Here is a 24,061-nt window from a genome sequence, read left to right as displayed (position 1 = left end):
GATCTGGCGAGCACCCCGGCGACAGCCAGCGCGAGGGCGGCGCCCAGCGGGCGGGCCAGCTCGGCGCGGCCGCGCTCCTTGAACGCGTTGACCGCCGGGCGGACGGGCCCGGCGTAGACGCCGGCCGCCACCGTCGGCGGGAAGCCCGGCGGGAAGCGGCGCGGCTGAGCCAGGCGCGGAACGGCGAGCAGCGCGGCGCACCGCCGGCAGAAGACGGCGCCGGGCACGCCGCAGCCGGCGCACTCGCGTGGCAGCAGCAGGTCGGCCAGCGCCGCGAGCACCCCGCCGTCCACCCGCCCAGCCTCGCCGCCCGCGCCGGCGGACGACCAGGACCGCCGCCGATCTGTGGACAGGTGACGTGCTGGAACGGCCCCGCGTCAGGGCCCCGCCCCGGGCGGCCCCGTCCAGAGGCTCGCCGCGAGCCTGCGAGCGGTGAGGAGGACGGGGTCCTTCAACCCGGGTAGAACGGCTCCGTGCCCGGCTGCGGCTGGGCCCCGCGGACGAGGGTCACCCACGTGCCCCCGGCGACCTGCCACTCCCAGATCGCGCCGCCGGCGCTGACCAGCGGCGGGCGCCCGGGCGCGGCGGCGACCCGTGTGGCCTGGCTGGGCAGGCCGGCGGTCGGCACCGGCGAGAGCCCCCAGCCGTCGACGCCGACCACGTAGGGGACGGTCCGGTCCTCGCCGGCGTCCCCGGCCAGCACCAGCAGGCTGCCCGCCGTCCGCCAGGACACGTCGACCACCTGGCCGAGCGTGGGGGTGACCTCGCGCCAGTCGCGCACCGCCACCGGCCCGTCGTCCGAGCGCACGACCGTGCCGACGTGCAGGCTCTGCCGCTGGCCGTCCTCGACGACCACCGCGGCGCGGACGCCGTCGGGCGACAGCTGCAGCGCCGTGGCCCGCCCCAGGCCGGGCAGCGTGACGGCGTTGACCGCCTGCGGCGTCCCGCCCGCGGGCAGCCGCACCACCGCGCTGCCGTCGCGGACCAGCCAGAACTCCTGGCGGGTGGCGGCCGCCGTCGGCACGGTGAACGTGCTGCCGGACAGGATGGGCGCCAGGTCCCCGCCGTAGGGGCCGGTCAGAAGGGTCGCACGCCCGTCCCGCTCGGTCACGCCGACCATCTGGGTCAGCTCGCCGGTGCTCGGGTCGGTGGCGACCGCCGCGCTGCTCAGCCCGTAGGCGCCGGCGCCGGCCGGGCCGGGGGCCGGCGCGGGCACGTCGGTCGCCGTCCACAGGGCGCCGTCGACGAGGTAGTGCCCGACCGCGTCCACCGGGGCGGCGTCGGGGTCCAGAACGGTCCAGGTGTCGACGGTCTGCACCGCGGGCACGCCCTCGAGGGTCAGTGGCTCCCCGTCGACGAGGATCTCCACCGAGCGCACCGACGGCAGCTGGCCCAGCGTCCACACCAGCTGGGCGGACAGCTCGGCCAGCCGGGCCGGCGGCGCGTCGGAGATGCCGGTCAGATCGACGGTCACCGCCTGCGCCGAGACCGCCAGCGTGCTGCCCAGCGCAGCGCCGTCCAGCGCGTTGCGGACGCCGGCGGCCAGCGGGGCGGACGGTCCGTCGATCAGCCGCTCGACCAGCACCGTCGGCTGCGCCTCCCCGCTGATCAGGTACCGCGGGTCGGGCACCACGCGCTGGCCGGTGGGGTCGAGGAAGTAGAGGTCCCGCCGCGTGTAGAGCCGCTCGAAATCCGGCTGGAGCATGAGCAGCCCGTCCGGCGGGTCGCTGATCCGCCACTCGCCGTCGACCTCCTCGAGGTGGAACTCCCGCGAGTAGACCTCCTGCCCGCCCACGGTGAACACGCCACGCTGATCGATCGTGCCGACCAGCGTGCCGGTCACGACGACCGTGCCCGCGTCGGTGGTGACGGTGGCGTAATCGGCGCCGATCAGGGTGATGCCCGCGTCGTCCGACCACGAGTCCTGCGGCTCGGGGGCCAGGTGCTCACGGGCCACCGGGTGCCCGCGCACGGTGCTGGCGGCGGCGTCGAGGAAGCCGCGGACGACCTCCTCGGGGGTGGCGCCCGGCTCCGGCGACAGCGGTTCGATGCCCACCGGGCCGTCCAGGCGCTGGGGCGCCTGGGTGATCTGTACCGTCGGCGAGCTGGTGGGGACCACCGAGCACGCCGTCAGGAGCACCAGCAGCGCCGCGACCAGGACCGCACCCGGGCGTCCGCCCGTGCGACGGGACGGCGCGGAGCGGGTCACCGTCCCACCCCGGGACGGCGCAGGGCCGCCGGCCGCAGCGGCAGCGGGGAGCTGGTGAGGTCGGTGCCCGCGGTCAGCGGCAGGGTCAGCCGGAACTGCGCTCCCGCCCCGGGGGAGCCCCACACCTGCAGCCAGCCGCCGTGCAGCCGCGCGTCCTCCAGGCTGATCGAGAGCCCCAGCCCACTACCGCCGACGGTGCGCACCCGTGACGGGTCGGCGCGCCAGAAGCGGTCGAACACGTGCTGTGCCTCCGCCGAGGACAGGCCCACGCCGTGGTCGCGCACGGTGACCGCGGCCGCCGTCCGGTTGGCCGCCCAGGTGACCTCCACCGGCTTGCCGGCGCCGTGCTCGATCGCGTTGCCGACCAGGTTGCGCAGGATCCGCTCCACCCGCCGGGCGTCGACCTCGGCGATGACCTCCTGCTCGGGGCCGGTGACCGTCAGCTCGCAGGCGTGCCGCTCGGCGAGCGCGGACATCCCGGCCGCCACCCGCTCGACCAGCGCGCCGAGGTCGGTCGGCTCCCAGTCGAGGACCGCGGCCCCCGCGTCGTAGCGGCTGATCTCCAGGAGGTCGGTGAGCAGTGCCTCGAAGCGGTCGAGCTCGGTGTGCATGAGCTCCGCCGAGCGGGCCACGTGCGGCGGGAAGTCCTCGCGGGACTCGTAGAGCACCTCCGCGGCCATCTGCACCGTGGTCAGCGGCGTGCGCAGCTCGTGCGAGACGTCGGAGGTGAACCGCTGCTGCAGCTGGGAGAGCGACTCAAGCTGGGTGATCTGCCGCTGCAGGCTGGCGGCCATCGCGTTGAAGCTGGTCGCCAGCCGGGCGAGGTCGTCCTCGCCGCGCACCGCCATCCGCTCCTCGAGCTGCCCCTCGGCCAGCCGCTGCGCGGTGCCGGCGGCCCGGCGCACCGGGTCGACCACCAGCCGGGTGACCAGCACGGCGATGCCGACGACGAAGAGGGTGAGCGCGATGCCACTGATGACCACCGTGCTGCGGATCAGGGAGAGGCTCTCCACCTCCTGCTCGAGCGGGAAGGCGTAGTACAGCTCGATCTGTTCGGCGGGCGAGGCGCCGGTCGGCACCGGCGCGCCCACCAGGTAGGTGGGCCGGGGCCGGCCGTTCGCGTCCGGGATGGGCGCGTACTGCGCGTACTGGCCGCCCGAGGCGACGTCGAGCCGCAGCTCGTCGGGGATCGCGGGGTAGATGCCGCTGCGGCTCACGGCCGGCGGGCGTTCGGAGTCGCCGGTCCGGTAGACCATCACGACCTCGAAGTCACCGGCCGGGCCGCCACGTTCGCGCAGCTGGCGGACCGTCCGGTCCAGGGTCGCCCGCACGCTGGCGCCGTCGCCGGCGGCGATGCCCGCGACCTCGCTCTGCGCGTAGATGACGCCGGCCTGCGTCTGGTCGATGGCCGCCTGCTCCTTGACCGAGAGGAGCTGGTCGCGGATCTGGCTGAACAGCACCAGGCTGACGATCACCACCACCGTGCCGGCGACGGCCATGGTGATCAGGCCGATCCGGACGTGCAGCGAGGAGCGCCAGGCGTGCACCGCCCGCGCCGCCAGGTGCCGCGTCAGCCGGCGCGCCCGGCCGGCCCGCCGGCGCAGCCCGCGGCGCCACGAGCCGCGGTCGGCCGACACCCCCGGACGCGGCGCCGCCGGGGGCACCGGGACGAGGACCCCGGAGGACGACGACGCCTCGGCCTCCGCGGGCGGAACCTCGAGCGGTGCGGGCCGGGTGGTGCTCACGGCCGCACCACGGTGTACGTCGGTTCGCCTCCGCCCGGCGGAGCCGGCAGGTCGGCGGAGCCGCTCACGGTGGCCCCGCCTTGTAACCGACGCCGCGCACGGTCAGCACGATCTCCGGCTTCTCCGGGTCCCGCTCGATCTTCGCCCGGAGCCGCTGCACGTGGACGTTGACCAGCCGGGTGTCCGCGGCGTGCCGGTAGCCCCACACCTGCTCGAGCAGCAGCTCGCGGGTGAACACCTGGCGCGGCTTGCGGGCCAGCGCGACGAGCAGGTCGAACTCCAGCGGGGTCAGCGCGATCGGGACGCCGTCCCGGGTGACCTGGTGGGCCGGGACGTCGATCTGCACGTCACCGATGCTGAGGTTCTCCGCCTGGCCGCTCTCGCCGCGGCGCAGCTGGGCACGCACCCGGGCGACCAGTTCCACCGGCTTGAACGGCTTCGTGACGTAGTCGTCGGCACCGGCCTCCAGGCCCTGGACGACGTCGATCGTGTCGCCCTTCGCGGTCAGCATGACGATCGGCACCGTCGACTGGGTGCGGATGTCCTGGCAGATCTGCAGGCCGTTGCGGCCGGGCAGCATCAGGTCGAGCAGCACGATGTCCGGACGGGTCTGCTTGAACACGCCCACCGCGCGGTTGCCGTCGGAGACGAACGCCGGTTCGTAGCCCTCGCGCCGGAGCACGATGCCGAGCATCTCGGCGAGGGCGGCGTCGTCGTCGACGACCAGGACACGGCCTCGGGTGGGCCCGTTCTGGGCAGCGGTGGGTGGCACGGCGACCATTCTGCGCTGATCTGCGCGGAAAGCGGCGGCGCCCGCCCGGAGGTCCTCCGGACGGGCGCCCCCGTCGGCCCCCCTGCAAGGGCCCGTCACGAGCCCGGTGACGTTTGAAGGACCACTCTTCCCCCACGCCTCGCACGCTCGGCGCGGGACCCTGACGAGTGGCCGTCAGTAGCGGTAGTGGTCGCTCTTGTAGGGACCCTCGACCGGCACGCCGATGTAGTCGGCCTGCACCTTGGTGAGCTCGGTGAGCTTCACGCCGAGCGCGTCGAGGTGCAGCCGGGCCACGTGCTCGTCGAGCTTCTTGGGCAGCACGGTCACGCCGGGCGCCTTCCCCTCGTAGGCGGCCCGGTTGCCCCACAGCTCGAGCTGCGCCAGGACCTGGTTGGAGAACGAGGCGCTCATCACGAAGCTGGGGTGCCCAGTGGCGTTGCCGAGGTTCAGCAGCCGGCCCTCGGAGAGCACGATGATCGTGTGGCCGTCGGCGAACCGCCACTCGTCGACCTGCGGCTTGATGGTCGTCCTCACGATGCCCGGGGTGCGGGCCAGGCCGGCCATGTCGATCTCGTTGTCGAAGTGGCCGATGTTGCCGATGATCGCCTGGTGCTTGGTCCGCCCGAGCTGATCGGCGGAGATGATGTCCCGGTTGCCGGTCGCGGTGATGATGATGTCGGCCTTGCCGATGACCTCGTCGAGCGTGGTCACCTCGTAGCCGTGCATCGCCGCCTGCAGCGCGTTGATCGGGTCGATCTCGGTGACGATCACCCGGGCGCCCTGGCCGCGCAGCGACTCCGCGCAGCCCTTGCCGACGTCGCCGTAGCCGCAGACCACGGCCACCTTGCCGCCGATCATCACGTCGGTGGCGCGGTTGAGGCCGTCGATCAGCGAATGCCGGCAGCCGTAGAGGTTGTCGAACTTGCTCTTGGTGACCGAGTCGTTGACGTTGATCGCCGGGAACAGCAGCCGGCCGTCGCGGGCGAGCTCGTAGAGCCGCATGACGCCGGTCGTGGTCTCCTCGGTGACCCCGGCGATGCCCTGACCGATGCGGGTCCAGTAGCCGCCGTCCTGGGCGAGGGTGCCGCGCAGCACGTCGAGGATGACGCCGTACTCCTCGGAGTCGGCCTCGGTGGTGTCCGGGACGGCGCCGTCGGCCTCGAACCGGGTGCCCAGGTGCACCAGCAGGGTCGCGTCGCCGCCGTCGTCCAGGAGCATGTTGGGGCCGACGACGTCGCCGTCCTCGTTCCGGAACTCGAAGAGCCGCTGGGTGCACCACCAGTACTCCTCCAGCGTCTCGCCCTTCCAGGCGAACACCGGGACGCCGGCGGGCTGCTCCGGGGTGCCGCCGCCGACGACGATCGCCGCGGCGGCGTGGTCCTGGGTGGAGAAGATGTTGCAGCTGACCCAGCGGACGTCGGCGCCGAGGGCCACCAAGGTCTCGATGAGGACGGCAGTCTGCACGGTCATGTGCAGCGAGCCGGCGATGCGGGCCCCGGCCAGCGGCTGCTCGTCGCCGTACTCGGCGCGCAGCGCCATGAGGCCGGGCATCTCGTGCTCGGCGAGGGTGATCTCCTTGCGGCCGAAGCCGGCCAGGGAGAGGTCGGCGACCTTGAAATCGGCCTCGCCGCTCGGGGTGGTCAGTACACGGGTGCCGGTGGTGGCGGTCATGTCGCTCCAGGGTCCGGACCGCCGCGCCGGTGGCGGGCGGGCTCTCGGGGTCGGGTGCAGAAGCGAGCATGCCGAGGCTTCGGCGGGGCTCGTGCCGCCGTTCAGGATACGCAGCCGCCGTCCCGACGATCAGCTCACCTGACCGTTCCGGCTCCGAGCTCACCACTGGTCGTGAGCCTGGAACCGGAATGCCGAGCTCGGACGCCGTCGTCCACAGATGTCACCCGGCCCTCCCCGTGGAGCCCCGCGCCCGCGGAGACTCGTCGCGTGCACCCGGCCCTCCGTGCTGTCACCGAACGCCAGTTCGGCGTCTTCACCGCCCGCGACGCCGTTCGCGCGGGATACACGCACGACGAGGTGCAGAACGCGGTCGCGCGCGGCCGGTGGGCCCGCCTGCGGCGGGGCGCCTACGCCGAGCGGGCGGCGGTCGAGGCCGCCGCCGGCGACCCCGTCGCCGGGCACCGGCTCGACTGCGCTGCCGTCCTGGTGCGGTTGAGCGGACGCCCCGCGGCGAGCCACGCATCGGCAGCCCGGCTGGCCGGCCTCGTCGTCCCCCCGTCGCAGGCGGAGACCGTCCGACTCACCGACGAGCTCCAGTGGCGGAGGGGGCGTGGGTACGAGGTGGCCCGCGCCACCCTGCCGGCCGCCCACGTCCGTGCGCTGGGTGCCTTCCGCACCACCTCCGTGGCGCGGACGCTCATCGACTGCGGGCGAGAGTGGTCGCTGGAGGACAGCGTCGTGGCGATGGACGCCGCGCTCCACGCTCGGCTGGTGAGCGAGGACGAGTTGACCGCTGTCGCGCTGGACCTGACGCACTGGCTCGGCATCGGTGACGCCGCGCGGGCCGCGAACCTCGCGGACGGGCGCGCCGAGTCACCGTTGGAGAGCCTCGGGCGGTTGCGCATCGTGGGTTCCGGGCTCCCCTGCCCGGAGCTGCAGGTCGAGATCCACGACGCACGGGGTTTCGTCGCGCGGGTGGACGGTTGGTACGAGGACGCCGCGGTCGCCGTCGAGTTCGACGGCCTCGTCAAGTACGAGGACCCGCGGGGCGGTCGCTCGCCGGCCCGCGTGCACTGGGACGAGAAGCGCAGGGAGGACCGCCTGCGGGATTTCGGCATCCGGATGGTGCGGATGGCCCGTGCCGATCTCGGGCCGGCCTGGCCGCGGGTGCGGGATCGGCTGGCCGCGCTGGTGTCCACGCCGCTCCTCGGACCGCGGCGCTTCACCGCCGTCCGCCGGCCGTTGCCGCTGCCGCGACCCGCCTGACGCCGCCGTACCGCCGTCCCGGCTCACCGTTCCGGCTCCGGGCTCACCACCGGTGGTGAGCCCGGAGCCGGAAGGATCAGCTCACCTGATCATCGCCGGGTGGGCGGGCTACTCGCAGCCGACCCCGTCACCGTCACCGTCGAAGGCGTCGCTCCACCCCGGCTCGCCGCGCCGGATGGGCGCCGCACCGGCCGCCCGGACGGCGTCGCAGTCGGCGTAGGAGACCCCCGCCGGAGATACCGGCTCCGACGCCAGGGAGGCCGCGGCGGTACCGGGCAGCGGCTCACCGGGACAGCCGGAGAGCACGGTGGCGGCGGCGTTGCGTTCGGCGCGGGTGGCCCACAGCCCGTAGCCGGCCTTCACCGCGACCTGCCGGGCGACGTAGGCGCACCGGAAGGCGGTGTGCGGCGGCAGCCAGGTCGCGGCGTCGCCGTCCCCCTTCTGCATGTTCAGCGGGCCGTCGACGGCGAGCAGGTTGAGCGGGTCGTTGGCGAAGGCGGTGCGCCGGTCGGCGTCCCAGCCCTGGGCGCCCTTCTGCCAGGCGTCGGAGAGCGCGACGACGTGGTCGATCTGCACGTCGTCGCTGGTGTCCTGCCCGCGCCGGAACTCGATCGTGCGCCCGGAGTAGGGGTCGCCGAGGGTCCCGGCGACGACGACGCAGTCGTTGGTGCCCGGCCGGAACGTCTCGCCGGTGAGGTCGCGGGCGAGCACGTCGTTGCGGGTGTCGCAGCCGTTGCGGTCGGTGTCGACCCAGCCGTCGCCGAACTGCTCGCGCTCGTAGCCGGTGCGCGGCGCCCGGCCCCGCACCTCGATCTCGGCGAGGACGGCCAGCGCCGAGCCCGGCGGCGCGGCGGCGATGGCACGCTCCGCAGCCGCGTCGCCCAGGACGCCGGTCGGCGCCCCGCCTCCGTCCCCGCCCCCGGCGTCGTCGGCCGTCGGTAGCAGGCCGCAGCCGGTCAGGACCAACGACAGCGCGACGATCGAGACCCGGCGGGACGCCGAGGTGGGGCGAGTGGGCACGGACACCCCCGGGAGCGGGAACGGACGACCGACGCTACGTCGACACCCTCCCGTCCCGTGGGAGCGGCGCGGTGCTCACCGGAGGTTGGTGGTGCTCCGGTAGAGGACGGCGGGGCCGCGGGCGCTCACGGGCTCACCGGCCGGGACGAACGCCGACCGCCCCTTCTCCAGGACCAGCTCGCCGTCGGCCGCCGCGAGGACCACGCGGCCCTCGGTGCACAGCAGGACCTGCGGCCCGGCGGTGGTCAGCGTGCCGGCCTGCGCGTCGAGCTGCACCCGGGTGAGGTCGAAGTCCTCGACCGGGACGGGGTAGCGCAGCCCGCCCGGCCCCAGCACCGGGTGGATGACCGGGATCCGGCCGTCGGTGAAGTCGAGCACCTCGATCAGGGCCGCCAGGTCGACGTACTTGCTGGTCAGCCCCCCGCGCAGCACGTTGTCCGAGCTGGCCATCACCTCGACGCCGGCGCCGGACAGGTAGGCGTGCAGGTTCCCGGCGGGGAGGAACACCGCCTCACCGGGTGCCAGCTTGAGGTGGTTGCACATCAGCGAGATCACCACGCCCGGGTCACCGGGGTAGGACTCGGCCAGCGTGGCCGCCCAGCGGTAGGTGTTGATGAACTCCGGGTCGGCCGCGGTCACGAAGCGCGTCGCGGCCTCGGCAACCGCCGACACCAACGAGTCGCGCCGCCGCTGCGACAACGCGAGCAGCTGCGGGATCGCCGCCCGCAGCCCGCCACGGGCGAGGGCGGCGATGGTCGGTTTGAGTTCGGGCACCTGGAGCTTGGCCAGGCAGTGCAGCGACTCCTCGACCGGCCGGAAGCCGCACAGCGCCTCGAAGGTGGTGAGCGCGAGCAGCAGCTCGGGCTTGTGCCAGGGGTCCTTGAAGCTGCGCGTCGGGTCGTCCTGAGGGACGCCGGCCGCGTTCTCGGCGGTGTAGCCGGCCGCTGCCTGCTCCATTGTCGGGTGCGCCTGCAGCGACAGCGGGCGGTCGGCGGCCAGCACCTTCATGAGGAAGGGCAGCCGCGGCCCGAAGCGCGTCACGACCGGTGCGCCGAGCAGCCGCTCGGGCTCCTCGGCGATCGCCCGGTCCAGTCGACGGCCGTCGGCCAGCAAGCTCGGCTCGTCCGGATGCGCGCCGATCCAGAGCTCGGCGTGCGGTTGCTCCGCCGGGCTGGGGCCCCCGAGCAGCTCGGGGATGACCGTCCGGCTGCCCCACGAGTAGAAGCGGACGGCACTGGTGAGCTGCCACATCAGGGACGAGGCTACTGGCGGCCACCCGTCCGGGCTGGCGTCCCTCCCTCATCGGGGGGGCGTCGGTCGGGAAGTGCCCGCACCCCCGGCGTCGTCGCCCCCTCCTGGCCGGTCCCTCTCAGGCCGTCACGGCCTGCCCACGGCACGGCCGGCACGGCGCCGCCACACCCAGACCACGGACTGAACGAGGATGACGACCGAGGCGGCCAGCGCCGCGAGCGCACCGGTCCGCAGTCCCGGCGAGCGGTACTCCAGCAGCACGGTGTGCTCTCCTGCGGGGACGTCCACCGCCAGCAACCCGGCCGGGCCGTCCACGACGTCGACCGCCCGACCGTCGACGGTGGCGGTGTACCCCGGCCATGCGAGCCGGGCGAACAGCAACCGCCCGTCGTCGTCCGCGCGGTAGCGGACCGACGCCCGGTGCGAGGACGACGAGTCCTCGAGGACCTCGATCCCGGGGGAGGTCCCGGAGACCCGCCCCTCGCCCGCCAGCGGCTGCTCGCGGACCCACACCGTGCGGACGGCCGACCGCTCCGCCACACGCCATCCCTCCGGCGGCGTCCCGCGAGCGGCCTCGGGCAGCAGGGAGCGCTGGATCACCAGGGTCGACACCCGCATCGCGTCGATCAACGGGACCTGCACGCCACCTCCGGCCGGCTCCCAGAGTCGGTCGAATGCCTCCGGGCAAGTGGCGCCCCGGTAGTCCATGCAGAGCTCGTTGCTGAACTCGAGGAACCCGATGCCGGTGTAGTTGCCGACGTTCCGCACACCCATCGCCCGGGGGAGGTTGCCGAACAGGATCTCACCGTCCTCCGTCTGGTCCAGAGTCGTGTCGGACCGGGCGGCCAGCTGGAGGACGGTGCCCTCGTACTCGGCCGTCCCCTCGGCCATCCGGGACACGACGTGCGGTGAGCCGATCGCCCGCTCGACGGGGAAGACCGTCGTCTGGAAGAACACGGCGGCGACCGTGCCGGCGACCACGGCGGCGCCGAGCGCCGCCATCCCCCACCGGAACCAGGCCGTGACGGCGAGGGCGACGAACGCCGCGACACCGACGAGACCGATGACGTGGACGCCGTTGATGTCTGCCGGCTGCACCGCCCACGACAGGTAGTAGCCGAGTGCGACGATCGCGCCGCTCGCCAGGATCCGTCGCCCCAGGTGGTCGGTGCGCAGCCCGGCCGAGAGCGTCACCGCGAACAGGACCGCCAGGGCGAGGTACAGGTACTCGATCAGGCGCAGCGGCCAACGGAACAGCCACAGGTTCGAGGGGCCGAGCGTCGCCAGGCCGTAGAGGCCGGCGACGACGCCGAGGCTGATCAGCGAGCCGGCCCGCCGCCGGAGCGTCTCCCACCGCAGCCACGGCACCAGGGGGAGCACGAACCAGGCGAAGTAGGTCGAGGGCACCCGCTCCAGCTGCTGGCCCTCCCAGTTGAAGATCGACGGCAGGTAGGTGGGCGAACTCGCGGCGGCCAGGTCCCCGAGGTCCGGCACCAGGAACGCGTCGTTCACGACGTCGGCGAGCTGCTGGCGAGCCGAGACCGAGCCCGTGCCGAGCAGCGGCAGGAACACCAGGAGCGCCACCACGCCGACGCAGGCCCCCATGATCGTCAGGTGCGCCAGGCGGGCGAACCGCCGCTGGGCCAGCAACTCCACACCGATCGCGAGCAGCACCACGACCAGGCCGAGCGCCGCGTAGGGGTTGCCGGTGGTCATGGCGAGGCCGCCGAAGAGGAAGGGCACCAGCGGGATCAGCCGACCGCGGGCATGCGCCCTCGCCGACCACCAGAACCAGGTGACCCAGGTGAACGCCATGAGGCCGGACGGCCAGCCGGCGGCCTCATACCACAAGGTGAAGCCGGCGACGGGGATCGCGGTGGCGACGATCACGGCCGGCGCGCGCCGGGCGCCGTACTCCCGTGCCAGGAGGTACGTGCCCATGGCGATCAGGGCGAGGAACTCGACCATCACCGTGAACGCGGCCAGCGACAGGTTGTCGAACCAGGAGATCAACACCGCGTTGCCCAGCGTCACCGGGTTGAGGACCCCGTACGCGGCCTCCCCCACGAGGTTTCCGCCGGTCCAGGCGCCGGGATCGAAGCCCGGCCACTGCCCCTGGCGCAGCGCCGCGCCGACCTGGTGCCACAGCGGGATGAAGGACTCGACGTTGTCGCCGCCGTAGTAGAAGAACGTCCCCCGCCACTGTGGGATCACGCCGATGACCGCCGCGAGGACCCCCACTCCGAGCGTCACGAGCCACTCCGGCGCCCGCCGGACCTTCCCCAGGAACCGTTGCCCCCGGCCGCCGCCCTGGCGAGAGCTCGACGCACCACCGCCCGGAGCATCGAGCTCCGCCACCCGCGGGTCGGTCGCGACCTCGACACGCACAGCACTCACCGGGACGTTCCCCCGTCCTCTCCGTCGCGTCGGCACCCCCGGGACCGGAGTAGGGGCCGATTCACCACGCGCGCCCACCCGGGCGCCCGGCACGACCGTGCGAGCGTCCACGAGCGGCGGCACACAGGGTCCTCCCCATGCCACATCGCGTTCGAGGCTACCGACGCGCGCGCCGCGCGCCGCGGCTGCTGCGCCGGGTGCGGGGGTCGTGACGGGTGGTGCGGGACGGGTCAGACCGCCGTCCGGACGTCGGGGGCGCCCAGCCGGGCGGCGTCCGCGGTGCGGTCGTCGGGCATCCGCTGCGACTCGCGCTCGGCCTCCACACGCGCCGTGTAGTGCGCCACCTCGCGGGCGGTGCGCTCGGCGTCCCAGCCCAGCGGGCCGGCCATGAGCTCGGCCACCGCCGTCGCCGACTCCGTGCCACGGTGCGGGGTGGCGATGGAGATGCGGGTGCGACGGGTGAGGACGTCGTCGAGGTGCAGCGCCCCCTCGACGGTGACGGCGTGCACCACCTCGGCGGCCAGGTGCGCCGGCGCCCCCGGCAGCGGCCGGCCCAGCGCCGGGTCGGCACGCACCAGGTCGAGCACCTCCCCCACCCGGTCGCCGTGCCGGTGCAGCAGCCGGTCGACGGCGGCCTCGGGCAGGCCGCTGGCGGCGGCCATCTGCGGTGCGCTGCCGCGGACGGTGTCCCAGCGGTGCGCGCCGACCAGCGGCAGGTGGGCCGTCCGCGACGGCGGCACGCCCGGCAGGCCCGCGGTCGCCGCGTCGACGGCGTCGGCCGCCATCACCCGGTAGGTCGTGTACTTGCCGCCCGCGACGAGGACCAGCCCGGGAGCCGGGGTGACGACGGCGTGCTCGCGGGAGAGCCGGCTGGTCTGATCGGCCTCCCCGGCCAGCAGTGGCCGCAGCCCCGCGTAGACGCCGACGACCGCCTCGGCGGGAACCGGCCGGGCTAGCACCCGGTTGAGCTGGTCGAGCAGGTAGCCGATGTCGGCGCTGCTGGCCGCCGGGTGCGCGCGGTCGAGCTTCCACGGGGTGTCGGTGGTGCCGACGATCCACTGCTCGCCCCAGGGGATGACGAACAGCACGCTGGTCGGCGTCCGCAGGATGAGCCCGTTCCGCTGCCCCTCGGGCAGGTCGCCCCCGTCGATCGACGAGCGCGGCAGCACCAGGTGCACGCCCTTGGAGGCGCGCACCCGCAGGCTCGGCGCGGTGTCGCCGAGCATCGCGCCGACGTCGTCGCTCCACACCCCGGTGGCGGCCACGACGCTGCGCGCCCGCACGGAGAAGGCCGAGCCGTCGGCCAGGTCGGCGACCCGCACCCCGACGACCGGCGCGCGGGCGCCGTCCCCGTCCCGCAGCAGCCCGGTCACGCGGGCACTGGAGAGCACCCGGGCCCCGTAGCCGGCCGCCGTCCGGACGACGGCGAGGGTGTGCCGGGCGTCGTCGACCTGGGCGTCCCAGTAGCGGATGGCGCCGACGACCGCGTCCTCCCGGAGTCCCGGGAAGGCGGCCACCGTGGCCCGCCGGGACAGGTGCCGGTGGGCGGGCATGCCGCGGTCGGCGTCCAGAGCGGCACCGAGGACGTCGTACAGCGCCACGCCCGCCCCGTAGTACGCCCGCTGCCAGGCAGGTGCGGTCAGCGGCAGCAGGAACGGCAGCGGGCGGACCAGGTGGGGGGCGATGGTCTGCACCAGCCGTGCCCGCTCGTGCAGCGCCTCCCGGACCAGCGGGAAGGCCAGCTGCTCGAGGTAGCGCAGCCCGCCGTGGATTAGCTTGCTCGACCGGCTGGACGTGCCGGCCGCCCAGTCCCGGGCCTCCAGCAGGCCGACCGAGAGGCCCCGGCTGGCCGCGTCGAGGGCGACCCCGGCGCCGGTCACCCCACCGCCGATGACGAGCACGTCGACGACCTCGTCGACCAGCCGGGCCCGGTCGGCCCGCCTGCGGTCCGGCGACAGCTGCGTGCGGCTCATGTCCCCCACTGTCCGCCCGGCCGGGCGCCTCCGGCGGCGGCCGCCCGGGTGTCGATGCTCACGGCGAGGCGGACCGCTCCGTGTCGAGGGCCAGTGCCAGGTAGACGGCGGTGAAGTCGGCCACCGCGAGCTGGCGGGCCAGCCGCGGCAGGCGGCCGTAGCGCTGCGGTTCCCCGTGCTCGGCCAGCCCACTCACCGGCACGTTGGACGCCGCGGCGGTGCGCAGCGCCTCCGACAGCGCCTCACGGGCGGAGCGGGGTTCGCGCTCTCCCGCGCCGTCGTGCTCGCCGGCGTCGGGGTCGCGGACGGTGAGCAGCCGCAGCCTCCGGTCGGTGTCCTCGGCGCGGTCGCGGAAGAAGTCGTCGTCCCCGCCCTGAGGGGCCAGCGGGCCGCGCAGGACGGCGCAGGCGGCGACCCGCTGGTCGGGCATCCGGAAGCCGGTGACCGGCAGCCCGGCCAGCGTCGCCAGCTGGTCGGCGATCCGGGTGGCGGCGGTGCCGGCCAACGGCCCCTCGGCGGCGATCACCGGCAGCGCGTCGAGCAGCTCGAGCGCCAGCGTCTTGGCCGGGTTGGCGAAGGACTCCCGGGCCGGCCCGCACTCGGTGGCGACCTCGTCGAGGGCCGCGGCGATCGCCTCCAGATCGGCTACCCCCTCCGACAGCAGGTCGAGGTCGACCGCGAGCTGGAGCAGCGGGGTGAGCAGCGACCACAGGGTGGTGTGCCGCACCCGCGAGCGCGGCAGCGGCACGTAGGGCGCGCGGGCGGTGGAGCAGGCGGCGCGCAGCGGGGCGTCCTCCGCACCGATGCCCAACAGCGTTACGCCGCGACGGGCCGCCTCGTACGCGGGGGTCACCGCGTAGCGGCCGGCGCCGGTGCGGGTGGCGACGACGGCGATGTCGCTGGGACCGGTCCACACCGGCAGGTCGGGCCCGGGGACCACGTCCACGGTGACCGGGCTGGCCGGCCCGAGCAGCGCCCGCAGCACCGACGCCGCCACCGCCCCCTCCCGGCGGGCGACGATGACCAGCCCGCGCGGCCGGCCGCCCGCGGTGACCCGCTCGAGGTCGGCCTCCTCGGTCAGTCGGGCGGTCTCGCGGACCTGCGCGCCGGCGCCGGCGACCGCGGGGAGCAGGCCGCGCGGGTCGCGGGCGCGCAGCACTCCGAGGTCGTCGAGGACCTCCTCGGCCAGCTCCGGCGACGTCACGGAGTCCCACCCCCACCGCGGTGCCGAGCCTCGTCCAGCAGCAGCACCGGGATGCCGTCGCGCACCGGGAAGGCCCGGTCGCAGGTGCTGCACACCAGCTCGCTCGCCGCCTCGTCCACCGTCAGCGGGCTGTGGTGGGTGTCGGGGCAGGCGAGGATCTCCAGCAGGGCCGGGTCCAGGCCCAGCGGTCCGCTCGACGTGGTCATGCGCGCACCAACTCCAGCACTCGATCCCGCAGTTCGGTCATCCGCGCCTCGTCCGGCGCCTCGACGTTGAGCCGCAGCAGCGGCTCGGTGTTGCTGGCCCGCAGGTTGAACCACGAGCCGTCGGGCAGGTCGACGGTCAGCCCGTCGAGCTCGTCGACGGTGACGCCGTCCTGCCCGTCGAAGGCCTCCCGCACCGCCTTCGTGCGGCCGGCGGCGTCGTCGACGGTCGAGTTGACCTCGCCCGAGGCGGCGTAGCGGGTGTAGCCGGCGGTCAGCTCCGACAGCGGTCGGCTCTGCTCGCCCAGCGCGGCGAGCACGTGCATGGCGGCGAGCATGCCGGTGTCGGCCCGCCAGAAGTCGCGGAAGTAGTAGTGCGCGGAGTGCTCTCCGCCGAAGACGGCGTCCGTGCGGGCCATCTCGGCCTTGATGAAGGAGTGCCCGACGCGGGTGCGCACCGGCTCGCCGCCGTGCTCGCGGACGATCTCCGGGACGGCGCGCGAGGTGATCAGGTTGTGGATGACCGTCGTCCCCCTGCCCTTGGCCAGCTCCCGGACGGCGACCAGCGCGGTGATCGCCGAGGGGCTGACCGGCTCGCCGCGCTCGTCGACGACGAAGACCCGGTCGGCGTCGCCGTCGAAGGCCAGCCCGAGGTCGGCGCCGGTGCGGCGGACCTCGGCCTGAAGGTCGACCAGGTTGGCCGGCTCCAGCGGGTTGGCCTCGTGGTTGGGGAAGGAGCCGTCGAGCTCGAAGTACAGCGGCAGGACCTCCAGCGGGAGGTCGGCCAGCACCACCGGCACGGTGTGCCCGCCCATGCCGTTGCCGGCGTCGACGACGACCCGCAGCGGGCGGATGGCCGAGAGGTCGACCAGGGAGCGCAGGTGGGCGGCGTAGTCACCGAGCAGGTCGCGCTGACTGATCGTCGCCGTCCGCTCGGGCACCCGGTCGTAGCCGTCCCGCTCCGCCCACTCGCGGAGGGTGGCCAGCCCCGAGTCCTGCCCGACCGGGGTGGCGCCGGCCCGGCAGAGCTTGATGCCGTTGTACCGGGCCGGGTTGTGGCTGGCGGTGAACATCGCCCCCGGGACGTCGAGGGAGCCGGAGGCGAAGTAGAGCAGGTCGGTGGAGCCGAGCCCGGCCTCGACGACGTCGACACCGCGGCCGAGCACGCCCTCGGCGAAGGCCCGGGACAGCGGCACCGACGACTCGCGCATGTCGTGCGCGGTCACGACCGCCGTCGCCCCGCTCTCACCGGCCACCAGCTCGGCGAAGGCGGCGCCGATCCGGCGGGCGACGTCCTCGTCCCACTCGTCGGGGACGACGCCGCGGACGTCGTAGGCCTTGATGATCGAAGAGAGACCCATCACCCTGCTCACCCTCGCCGGAGCCGCCGCCGACTCCCCGGCCCGCGGCGCCGACAGACCCTATAAGGACCACCCTTCTCCCCACGCCTCGCAGGCTCGGCGCGGGTCCCTGAACGGTGGCCACCCCAGTACGTCACCACGCTCGGCGCGAGCCCCTGAACGGTGGCCACCCCAGTACGTCACCACGCTCGGCGCGAGCCTCTGGACGGGGCCGGGTGGGGTCTTCAGGTGATGTCGGGGAGGACCCGCAGGTGGCCGCGGCGGGTGCCGCGGCCGTCGTCGGCGGGGTTGCGCGGGGGCTCGGGCCGGGCCGCCTCGCGGACGGCGTCGGCCAGGGCCAGCAGGTCGTCCCCGGTCGGGCCGGAGTCCTCGACGTCGATCTCGTGCCGGACGACCTCCCAGCCACGCGGCACGGTCAGCCGCTCGGCGTGGAACTCGCAGAGGTCGTAGCTGTGCGGCTCCGAGAACGTCGCCAACGGGCCGACGACAGCGGTCGACTCCGCGTACACGTAGGTCAAGGTCGCTGCCGCCGGTTGAGCGCAGCCGCTGCGCGAGCAGCGACGTGACTGCCTCACCACCGGTTCCTCACGCAACGCACAGTAGACGCGTACCCGGGTCGTTGGCACCAGGCGCACCGGGATCGGTGTCCGGCGCGGAGCAGGAGCCCCATCCTGCACGACGGCCCCGTGGGCATCGACGGACGGCCGGCCGGAGCCCCGCACCGGGCGCACTCCCGGCACCCCCGGCCGTACGCTCGCACCCGTCATGAGCCGACCTGCCCGTTCCCGCCGCGACCGGCACGGCCGGGGCCTGCGCGGGCGCCTGGTCCCCGACGGCGTCCCCCTGGCCCGCAGCCGCGCCGAGCAGTTCGACGACCTGGTGCTCGACGCGGTCGAGGACCTCGAGCGCCGGTGGGAGAGGGAGCTCGCCGGCGTCGAGTTCGCCGTCGAGGACGTGCCCTGGGTGGAGCACACCAGCTCCGACGAGGTCGTTCTCGACGCCGACGTGCTCGACGACGGCAGCGTGCCGCTGGCCCGCGTGCTGCCTGCGCACCGGGACGGCGCCCGGGAGGTGCCGCCGCGGATCGTCGTCTACCGACGGCCGCTGGAGCTGCGCGCGCACGACCGGGACGACCTCGCCGACCTGGTGCGCGACGTCGTCGTCGACCAGGTCGCCGTGCTGCTCGGCCGCGACCCGGAGGAGATCGACCCCACCGGCTGAGGGCCGTCTGCGCGGCGGTGGCCGTGGGGGCTGCGATGCTCTGCCGCGATGGACTCCTCCGCGCCGGCCGCCGTCCCGTGGGTCGTGCTGGTCCTGGCGCTGCTCGCGCTCGCCGGCCTGGCCGCGGCCGAGCTGGCCGGCCGCCGCGGGCGTCAGATGGGTCCGCCGGCGGCGTCGGAGCCGGGTCCGCCGGTCGCCGCGCGGCCGGAGCCGCGCTGGCCGGACGACGACCTGCCCGGCTTCCTCGAGACCCCGCCCGGTACACCCGGCACCCGCGACGACGCAGCTGCGCCCGCCGGGCCCGCCCCGCGGCCGGGCGCACCCCCGCCCGAGGACGGAACCGCCCGCAGCGGGCCGCCGGACGACAGCCGCCGGGCCGTGGCCGGCATGGCCGCCGCGGCGCTGGTGCTCGTCGCCGTGATCGCCGGGGTGGCGGCGGCCACCCGCGACGGCGGCGTCCCGCTCGGCCAGCCGGTGCCCGGCACGGGCACGGCGTCCCCCCAGCCGGGCGGCACGGCCACGCCGCCCCCCGACGCGACCGTGCTGCCCGGCGTCCCGGCCCACCCGCTGCCGGGCGAGGGCGGCGCCGGTGCGCTGGCCGCCCGGTCGGTACCGCTGGGCGAGGACGGCGTCCTGGCCCGGCTGACGTTCGGCGGGATCGTCGTCGAGCGCCATGCGGTGGGGACGGCGGTGGCCTATCCGTCGGTCAGCGTCACCGCGAGCGGGGACGGCGGAGCGGCCCTGGCCCACCTGCGGCTGCCGAGCTGGAACTGCCTGACCCCCGAGCCGCCCGCCGACCCGGCCCAGGCCGGCTGCGTGCGGTCGCGGACCGAGTACGCCGAGCTGCCCTCCCCCGCCCTCACCGTGACCCGCGACGGCCGCGACCTCCGGCTGACCGGCCGCTTCCCCACCTACACCCGGCCGATCGGCACCGCTCCGGCCTACACGGGGCGGGTCTACGACCTCACCGTGACCGCCTCCCCCGCGGAACCGGTGCGCGACGGGGTGGCCGCCGCGCGGGGCACGCTGTTCCTGGGCACCGACCGGACCGCCACCGTCGACGTGCCCGGTCTCAACGCCGTCCGGTACGCCGGCTGACAGCCCCGGGAGCATCGCAGCGAGGGGCGAGCGAGGAGCGGACCGGGGCGCGGAAGCCGCCCTGTGTCACCGCCGACCGAGGACGGCGGCCAGCCCGCCGCCGCGCAGCGTCAGGGTCCCGACGGGGGCACCCATCTCGGTGTCCAGGCCGCCGATGTCGGACCACCCCCACCACGGGCGCCGGTCCGGCCCGTCGAGGAGGGTGAGCAGGCCGGCGCGGAGCCGGTCGCCCTCGGCCACCACCGCGAGCTCGAGCTGGCCGATGGCGACGTGCAGCCGGGCGGTCGCGCGCAGCGCGGTGCGGGTCCGGCGGTCGGGCTCGCCGGCCAGCAGGGCCGGCAGCCACCGCTCCAGCTCGGCAGGGTCGCGGGTGCGGTGCACCGCCCCGACCCCGGTGAGGGAGTCCACCAGCCGGGCGCTGCGGGCTGTCGCGAACGCCGCCTCGGGCCGCAGCCGGCCGATCGCGCGCAGCGTCGGATCGCCCAGGGGCAGGCCGGTCAGCCGCAGCGTCCACGGGCGGTGGAGCCGGTCGAGCAGGCCCACGACACCGGTCGCCAGTCGCTCGGCGGCGGCGTCGTCCCGGGCCGGTAGTCGTGCCGGTGTCAAGCCCGCGGGCACCGGCAGACCGTCGCCGAGCAGGGTGGCGGTCACCCGCGGGCCGCCGCGCAGGACCAGGGCGGCCAGCGCCAGCGGCGGCCCCGTCAGGTCCGCCGGGTCCACCACGACCGCAACCGGCCGGGAGCCGGGCCACGGGCGGGCGGCGTCGAGGTTCAGTGCACCGGTCAGCCAGGGGCCACGGGCGGTCACCGGCGCGCGCAGCGCCGCGAGCAGGGGGCCGGCCGCACGGACCTCCCGGACCACCCCGGCCCGGCCGGTGACTGCGTGCGCACTCTGGGTCGACACGGCCCGAATCGGGTAGGGGGGCCGGGTCGCCCGGCCCCCCCTCCCACACCACCGGACATGCGGGCCCGCATCCGGCGGTTCGTCAGGTATGCCGTAGCCGGGTCCACCGTTCACCGAAGCGGTGGAGGCCGAGGTCGTCCCAGTAGGCATTGGGCATCGCGCGTTGGAGCGGAGCGGACCCGGCGATCCGCCAGACACCCTTGCGGGAGTTTCCCCACTCGTAGGCGTTCTGACGTTTCACACCGAGCGCGGCCAGAGCGCGTACCCGCGTCCTGGGCCGCTTCCACTCCTTCCAGCGCACCGCCCGCAGCCGTCGGCGCACCCACTCGTCGGTATCGGAGAATCGGCGAGGGGTGTCAGCCAGCGCGAAGTAGGCGCACCAGCCGGTGATGTACCGGTTGAGCAGCCCGATCCGCTGGTCCATCCGCATGCTGCGGTTGCGGCGGGTCAACTCCCGCACCCGGACGCGCATCCGTGCCCAGGCCTTCGGATCCACGCGGATCCGGCTGACCCCGCCGGCGGCGAAGTAGAACCCGAACCCCAGCAGCACCGTGGTGCTGGCGGAGCGGACCGAGGACTTCGCCGCGTTGACCTGCAACCGCAGCCGGCGCTGCAGAAAGTCGCTGACGTTCTGCAACGTCCGCTGGGCGGCCCGCTCGCTGCGCAGATAGACCCGCAGGTCATCGGCGTAGCGGACGAACCGGTGACCGCGCCGTGCCAGCTCGGTGTCCAGGTCGTCGAGCATGATGTTGGCCAGCAGCGGCGACAGCGGGCTCCCCTGCGGAGTGCCCTCGGCCGAGGGCTGCTTGACCCCCTCCACCATGATCCCGGCGTCCAGATACCGGCGGATCAACCGCAGCACCTTGCGGTCGGTGACCTTGCGCGCCACCCGGGCCATCAACACGTCGTGCTGTACCCGGTCGAAAAACCGGTCCAGATCGACGTCGACCACCCAGCGGTAGCCCTCGTCCAGAAATCCCTGCGCCGCCCGCACCGCCTGATGAGCGCTGCGGCCGGGCCGGAACCCGAACGAGAACGGCGAGAACGCCGGATCGAAGATCGGCGTCAGCGCCTGCGCGATCGCCTGCTGGATCAACCGATCCAGCACCGTGGGCACGCCCAGCATCCGCATCCGCCCGTCCGGCTTGGGGATCATCACCTGACGGACCGGCGCGGGCCGGTACGTTCCCGCCTCCAGCGCCACCCGGACCTCCGGCCAGTGCTCGACCAGCCACCCGCGCAACTGCGCGGTGGTCAGCCCGTCCACTCCCGGAGCGCCCCGGTTGCGCTCGACGCGCTGCAACGCCCGCAGCAGGTTCTCCCGGGAGAACACCGCCTCCCACAGGTCCTGCTCGCGGGCGGGTCGAGCGGTCTGACCCGCTGGCGCCGGACGGTCCCTACGCTCTGCTGTGGGCTCCGCCGGACTCACCGGCTCCTCCCCCGGCAGGCCCGCCTCCGCGGGATGGCTGCGATTCCTGGAACCGTCACGAGCCGGGCCGGCAGCCCGCTCACCTGACGTTCGGCCCTTCCCGGCTGTTCCGTTCCCCGACCGGTACTACGGCCTCTGCTGACTCCTGCCCGGTCAGCCGCCACCTTCCAGCGACGACCGTCACCGGCCACCTGCACCGCTGACACCCGGACAGGCCTCCCCGGATAAGAACGATCAACGTCCCTCTACCGCCGCCGCGTCTACGCCCCGGCCCCATTGGCGATGACGGGCTTCACCATGGCGTGCTGGCTCACCCAGACCGGACCGCCTCATACGCGATTCGTGTTCCTCGGTGCAGAGGTCTCGCCTCGGGCTTCCTCCCGACCCCACCTCACGATGACGCCGTTGCCTCCGGCTCGGGGTTAGCACCACCGCTTCCCCCAGGGGACTCTCACCCCCAATCGATCGCCCATGCCGGGCGTACACGACACCACAGCCGCCGACGGCGGTCCGTCGGCGGCTGTGGTGACAGCTCGGAGCTGGTGTCACACGGCGCTGTGTGAGGCAGCCGGGGGCTCAGCCCGCGCGGCGGCGCAGGCGGCGGCGCTCCCGCTCGGAGAGCCCGCCCCAGATGCCGAAGCGCTCGTCGTTGGCCAGCGCGTACTCCAGGCACTCGGCCTTGACCTCGCAGCCGGTGCAGATCTTCTTGGCCTCGCGGGTCGAGCCACCCTTCTCCGGGAAGAATGCCTCGGGGTCGGTCTCGGCGCACAGCGCGCGCTCCTGCCAGGACTGCGCGTCAGCCTCCAGGCCGGCGCTCCAGAGCCCCGCGAACGTCTGCGCCTGACCGGCGGAGCCGCGGTCGGCGTTCCGCTCCGACGCGCTGACGTAGTCGCTCAACCACGAGACCTCTGCCATGACGATGCGTCCCCTCTCGCTGCCGTCCCGATGTGCGTTCCACGGGACGTTCCCGGGCCGCTCGGCACTCGTTGACACCGCGGGAATTACACGCGTGTCGTTGCGGAGGCGTCAACTCCGCCCGGGGTAAGCGCCCCGCCCCACCAGTCCCATCCGTCACGGGGCGTTCGTCACTTCTCGCTGCATACCTCGACACGCCCGGGGAACAGTGGACAACTGCCCATCGGGCACGATGACTTTCGTGCACATCGTCGTCCTCGCCGGAGGTGTCGGCGGGGCCCGTTTCCTGGCCGGTCTCCGCGGGGCCGTGCCCGACGCGCGGCTCACCGCCGTGGTCAACACGGGGGACGACGTGACGATGCACGGACTGCGGATCTGCCCGGATCTCGACACCGTCATGTACACCCTCGGCGGCGGCATCGACCCCGAGCGCGGGTGGGGCCGGGCTGCTGAGACCTGGACGGTCAAGGAGGAGCTGGCCGCCTACGGCGCCGAGCCGACCTGGTTCGGCCTCGGCGACCGCGACCTGGCCACCCACCTGGTCCGCACGCGCATGCTCGACGCCGGCTACCCGCTCTCGCAGGTCACCGCGGCCCTGGCCGACCGCTGGCAGCCCGGCGTCGACCTGCTGCCGATGAGCGACCAGCGGGTGGAGACCCACGTCGTGGTGGCCGACCCGGGAACCGGACGGCAGCAGGCCATCCACTTCCAGGAGTGGTGGGTGCGCCACCGCGCGGAGCCGGAGGTGCGGGCCTTCGTCCAGGTGGGGGTGGACGCCGCCCGGCCCGCCCCCGGGGTGGCCGAGGCGTTCGCCGCCGCCGACGCGGTGCTGCTGGCGCCGTCGAACCCGGTGGTGTCGGTGGGCACGATCCTCGGCGTCCCCGGGCTGCGGGAGGCGCTGCTGACGGCGCCGGGCCGGGTCGTCGGGGTCTCCCCCATCGTGTCCGGCGCGGTCGTGCGCGGGATGGCCGACCGCTGCCTGCCCGTCGTCGGCGTGGAGGTCAGCGCGGAAGGGGTGGGCCGGCACTACGGGGCCCGCTCCACCGGCGGGCTGCTCGACGCCTGGCTGGTGCACACCGGCGACCGCGCCACCGTGCCCGGCGTCGACGTCCGCGCCGTCCCGCTGCTCATGTCCTCGCCCGCGGCGACCGCCGCCCTGGCGCGGGCGGCGCTGGACGCCGCCGGTGTCTGAGAAAGGACCCCGTCCTCCCCACCCTTCGCACACTCAGGGCGGGACCCGGGACGGGGCCACCTGCCCCCCGCCCCCCGCAAGCTCGCAGCGGAACCCCGCGAAGGGGCCACGTCCTCCCCACCCTTCGCACACTCAGGGCGGGACCCGGGACGGGGCCACCTGCCCCCCGCCCCCCGCAAGCTCGCAGCGGAACCCCGCGAAGGGGCCACGTCCTCCCCACCCTTCGCACGC

The 24,061-nt window shown here is 74.8% G+C and carries 19 protein-coding genes and 1 pseudogene; 4 read left to right on the top strand and 16 right to left on the bottom strand.

Annotation, left to right across the window (positions count from 1 at the left end; genetic code table 11):
* The 5 genes and pseudogenes from E4P41_RS11540 to ahcY form a co-directional block, all read right to left on the bottom strand.
* Positions 1–293 (bottom strand): annotated as a pseudogene (locus tag E4P41_RS11540) (ComF family protein); the annotation flags it as partial.
* 158 nt (positions 294–451) lie between these two features.
* Entirely contained in the window at positions 452–2,209 is a 1,758-nt protein-coding gene (locus tag E4P41_RS11535) for an LpqB family beta-propeller domain-containing protein (protein ID WP_135141395.1), read from the bottom strand.
* A complete protein-coding gene (gene mtrB, locus E4P41_RS11530) occupies positions 2,206–3,954 on the bottom strand; it encodes an MtrAB system histidine kinase MtrB (RefSeq protein ID WP_135141394.1) in 1,749 nt (582 codons plus the stop codon). Before mtrB ends, E4P41_RS11535 begins: the two co-directional genes overlap by 4 nt.
* Positions 3,955–4,018: 64 nt before the next feature.
* Positions 4,019–4,735, bottom strand: a complete 717-nt coding sequence (mtrA, locus tag E4P41_RS11525; protein WP_135141393.1) for an MtrAB system response regulator MtrA — start codon at positions 4,733–4,735, stop codon at positions 4,019–4,021.
* A 165-nt stretch (positions 4,736–4,900) separates the two neighbouring features.
* The gene (gene ahcY / locus E4P41_RS11520; protein ID WP_135141392.1) at positions 4,901–6,397 is read right to left on the bottom strand and encodes an adenosylhomocysteinase; all 1,497 of its coding nucleotides are present in this window, start codon (positions 6,395–6,397) and stop codon (positions 4,901–4,903) included.
* Positions 6,398–6,664: 267 nt separating this feature from the next.
* Here ahcY and E4P41_RS11515 point away from each other — a divergent pair, with 267 nt between their 5' ends.
* Positions 6,665–7,663 carry a type IV toxin-antitoxin system AbiEi family antitoxin domain-containing protein gene (locus E4P41_RS11515; RefSeq protein WP_135141391.1) on the top strand — a complete coding sequence of 333 codons (999 nt, stop codon included), beginning with the start codon at positions 6,665–6,667 and terminating at the stop codon, positions 7,661–7,663.
* A 108-nt stretch (positions 7,664–7,771) separates the two neighbouring features.
* Here E4P41_RS11515 and E4P41_RS11510 read toward each other — a convergent pair whose 3' ends face one another.
* The 8 genes from E4P41_RS11510 to E4P41_RS11475 all read right to left on the bottom strand — a co-directional run bounded on the left by E4P41_RS11510 (position 7,772) and on the right by E4P41_RS11475 (position 17,647).
* Positions 7,772–8,683 (bottom strand): DUF1524 domain-containing protein, encoded by a 912-nt coding sequence (locus E4P41_RS11510; RefSeq protein WP_245177281.1) that lies wholly within the window; start codon positions 8,681–8,683, stop codon positions 7,772–7,774.
* 75 nt (positions 8,684–8,758) lie between these two features.
* Positions 8,759–9,934: a mannose-6-phosphate isomerase, class I gene (gene manA / locus E4P41_RS11505; RefSeq protein WP_135141390.1), complete on the bottom strand. Its 1,176-nt coding sequence runs from the start codon at positions 9,932–9,934 to the stop codon at positions 8,759–8,761.
* Positions 9,935–10,060: 126 nt separating this feature from the next.
* A complete protein-coding gene (locus E4P41_RS11500) occupies positions 10,061–12,187 on the bottom strand; it encodes a YfhO family protein (RefSeq protein ID WP_209307668.1) in 2,127 nt (708 codons plus the stop codon).
* 374 nt (positions 12,188–12,561) lie between these two features.
* Complete coding sequence (locus E4P41_RS11495; protein ID WP_135141389.1) at positions 12,562–14,304, bottom strand: glycerol-3-phosphate dehydrogenase/oxidase; 1,743 nt, start codon at positions 14,302–14,304, stop codon at positions 12,562–12,564.
* 58 nt (positions 14,305–14,362) lie between these two features.
* On the bottom strand, positions 14,363–15,508 hold the full coding sequence (locus tag E4P41_RS11490) for an SIS domain-containing protein (RefSeq protein ID WP_135141388.1): 1,146 nt from the start codon (positions 15,506–15,508) through the stop codon (positions 14,363–14,365).
* Complete coding sequence (locus E4P41_RS11485) at positions 15,505–15,693, bottom strand: Trm112 family protein (protein ID WP_348536484.1); 189 nt, start codon at positions 15,691–15,693, stop codon at positions 15,505–15,507. The genes E4P41_RS11490 and E4P41_RS11485 overlap by 4 nt, the downstream gene beginning before the upstream one ends.
* Positions 15,694–15,710: 17 nt before the next feature.
* On the bottom strand, positions 15,711–17,072 hold the full coding sequence (locus tag E4P41_RS11480; RefSeq protein WP_135141386.1) for a phosphomannomutase/phosphoglucomutase: 1,362 nt from the start codon (positions 17,070–17,072) through the stop codon (positions 15,711–15,713).
* A gap of 224 nt (positions 17,073–17,296) precedes the next feature.
* Positions 17,297–17,647: a DUF3499 domain-containing protein gene (locus E4P41_RS11475; protein WP_097208362.1), complete on the bottom strand. Its 351-nt coding sequence runs from the start codon at positions 17,645–17,647 to the stop codon at positions 17,297–17,299.
* Positions 17,648–17,837: 190 nt separating this feature from the next.
* On the opposite strand from E4P41_RS11475, the gene E4P41_RS11470 reads away from it, so the two are divergent.
* Together E4P41_RS11470 and E4P41_RS11465 are read left to right on the top strand one after the other, a co-directional pair.
* Positions 17,838–18,293 carry a metallopeptidase family protein gene (locus E4P41_RS11470; RefSeq protein WP_135141385.1) on the top strand — a complete coding sequence of 152 codons (456 nt, stop codon included), beginning with the start codon at positions 17,838–17,840 and terminating at the stop codon, positions 18,291–18,293.
* A 48-nt stretch (positions 18,294–18,341) separates the two neighbouring features.
* Positions 18,342–19,391 (top strand): hypothetical protein, encoded by a 1,050-nt coding sequence (locus tag E4P41_RS11465; protein ID WP_135141384.1) that lies wholly within the window; start codon positions 18,342–18,344, stop codon positions 19,389–19,391.
* 66 nt (positions 19,392–19,457) lie between these two features.
* On the opposite strand, the gene E4P41_RS11460 is transcribed toward E4P41_RS11465, so the two are convergent.
* The 3 genes from E4P41_RS11460 to E4P41_RS11450 form a co-directional block, all read right to left on the bottom strand.
* A complete protein-coding gene (locus E4P41_RS11460) occupies positions 19,458–20,294 on the bottom strand; it encodes a hypothetical protein (protein ID WP_135141383.1) in 837 nt (278 codons plus the stop codon).
* Between the two features lie 82 nt (positions 20,295–20,376).
* Complete coding sequence (gene ltrA / locus E4P41_RS11455) at positions 20,377–21,627, bottom strand: group II intron reverse transcriptase/maturase (RefSeq protein ID WP_209307666.1); 1,251 nt, start codon at positions 21,625–21,627, stop codon at positions 20,377–20,379.
* A 672-nt stretch (positions 21,628–22,299) separates the two neighbouring features.
* Complete coding sequence (locus E4P41_RS11450) at positions 22,300–22,638, bottom strand: WhiB family transcriptional regulator (RefSeq protein WP_135141382.1); 339 nt, start codon at positions 22,636–22,638, stop codon at positions 22,300–22,302.
* Between the two features lie 232 nt (positions 22,639–22,870).
* On the opposite strand from E4P41_RS11450, the gene cofD reads away from it, so the two are divergent.
* Positions 22,871–23,830, top strand: coding sequence for a 2-phospho-L-lactate transferase (gene cofD / locus E4P41_RS11445; RefSeq protein ID WP_245177280.1), 960 nt, complete (start codon positions 22,871–22,873; stop codon positions 23,828–23,830).
* The last annotated feature ends 231 nt before the right edge of the window (positions 23,831–24,061 follow it).

The organism is Geodermatophilus sp. DF01-2, assembly GCF_004571065.1.
Taxonomy (GTDB): domain Bacteria; phylum Actinomycetota; class Actinomycetes; order Mycobacteriales; family Geodermatophilaceae; genus Geodermatophilus.
This window is presented reverse-complemented; position numbering and strand designations above follow the sequence as displayed.

Excerpts from the sequence above, each read along its gene's own strand:
- mtrA (WP_135141393.1), bottom strand. The coding sequence starts at position 4,735 with ATGGTCGCCGTGCCACCCACCGCTGCCCAGAACGGGCCCACCCGAGGC.
- ahcY (WP_135141392.1), bottom strand. The coding sequence starts at position 6,397 with ATGACCGCCACCACCGGCACCCGTGTACTGACCACCCCGAGCGGCGAG.
- manA (WP_135141390.1), bottom strand. The coding sequence starts at position 9,934 with ATGTGGCAGCTCACCAGTGCCGTCCGCTTCTACTCGTGGGGCAGCCGG.
- E4P41_RS11495 (WP_135141389.1), bottom strand. The coding sequence starts at position 14,304 with ATGAGCCGCACGCAGCTGTCGCCGGACCGCAGGCGGGCCGACCGGGCC.
- E4P41_RS11480 (WP_135141386.1), bottom strand. The coding sequence starts at position 17,072 with ATGGGTCTCTCTTCGATCATCAAGGCCTACGACGTCCGCGGCGTCGTC.
- E4P41_RS11470 (WP_135141385.1), top strand. The coding sequence starts at position 17,838 with ATGAGCCGACCTGCCCGTTCCCGCCGCGACCGGCACGGCCGGGGCCTG.
- E4P41_RS11465 (WP_135141384.1), top strand. The coding sequence starts at position 18,342 with ATGGACTCCTCCGCGCCGGCCGCCGTCCCGTGGGTCGTGCTGGTCCTG.
- E4P41_RS11450 (WP_135141382.1), bottom strand. The coding sequence starts at position 22,638 with ATGGCAGAGGTCTCGTGGTTGAGCGACTACGTCAGCGCGTCGGAGCGG.
- cofD (WP_245177280.1), top strand. The coding sequence starts at position 22,871 with ATGACTTTCGTGCACATCGTCGTCCTCGCCGGAGGTGTCGGCGGGGCC.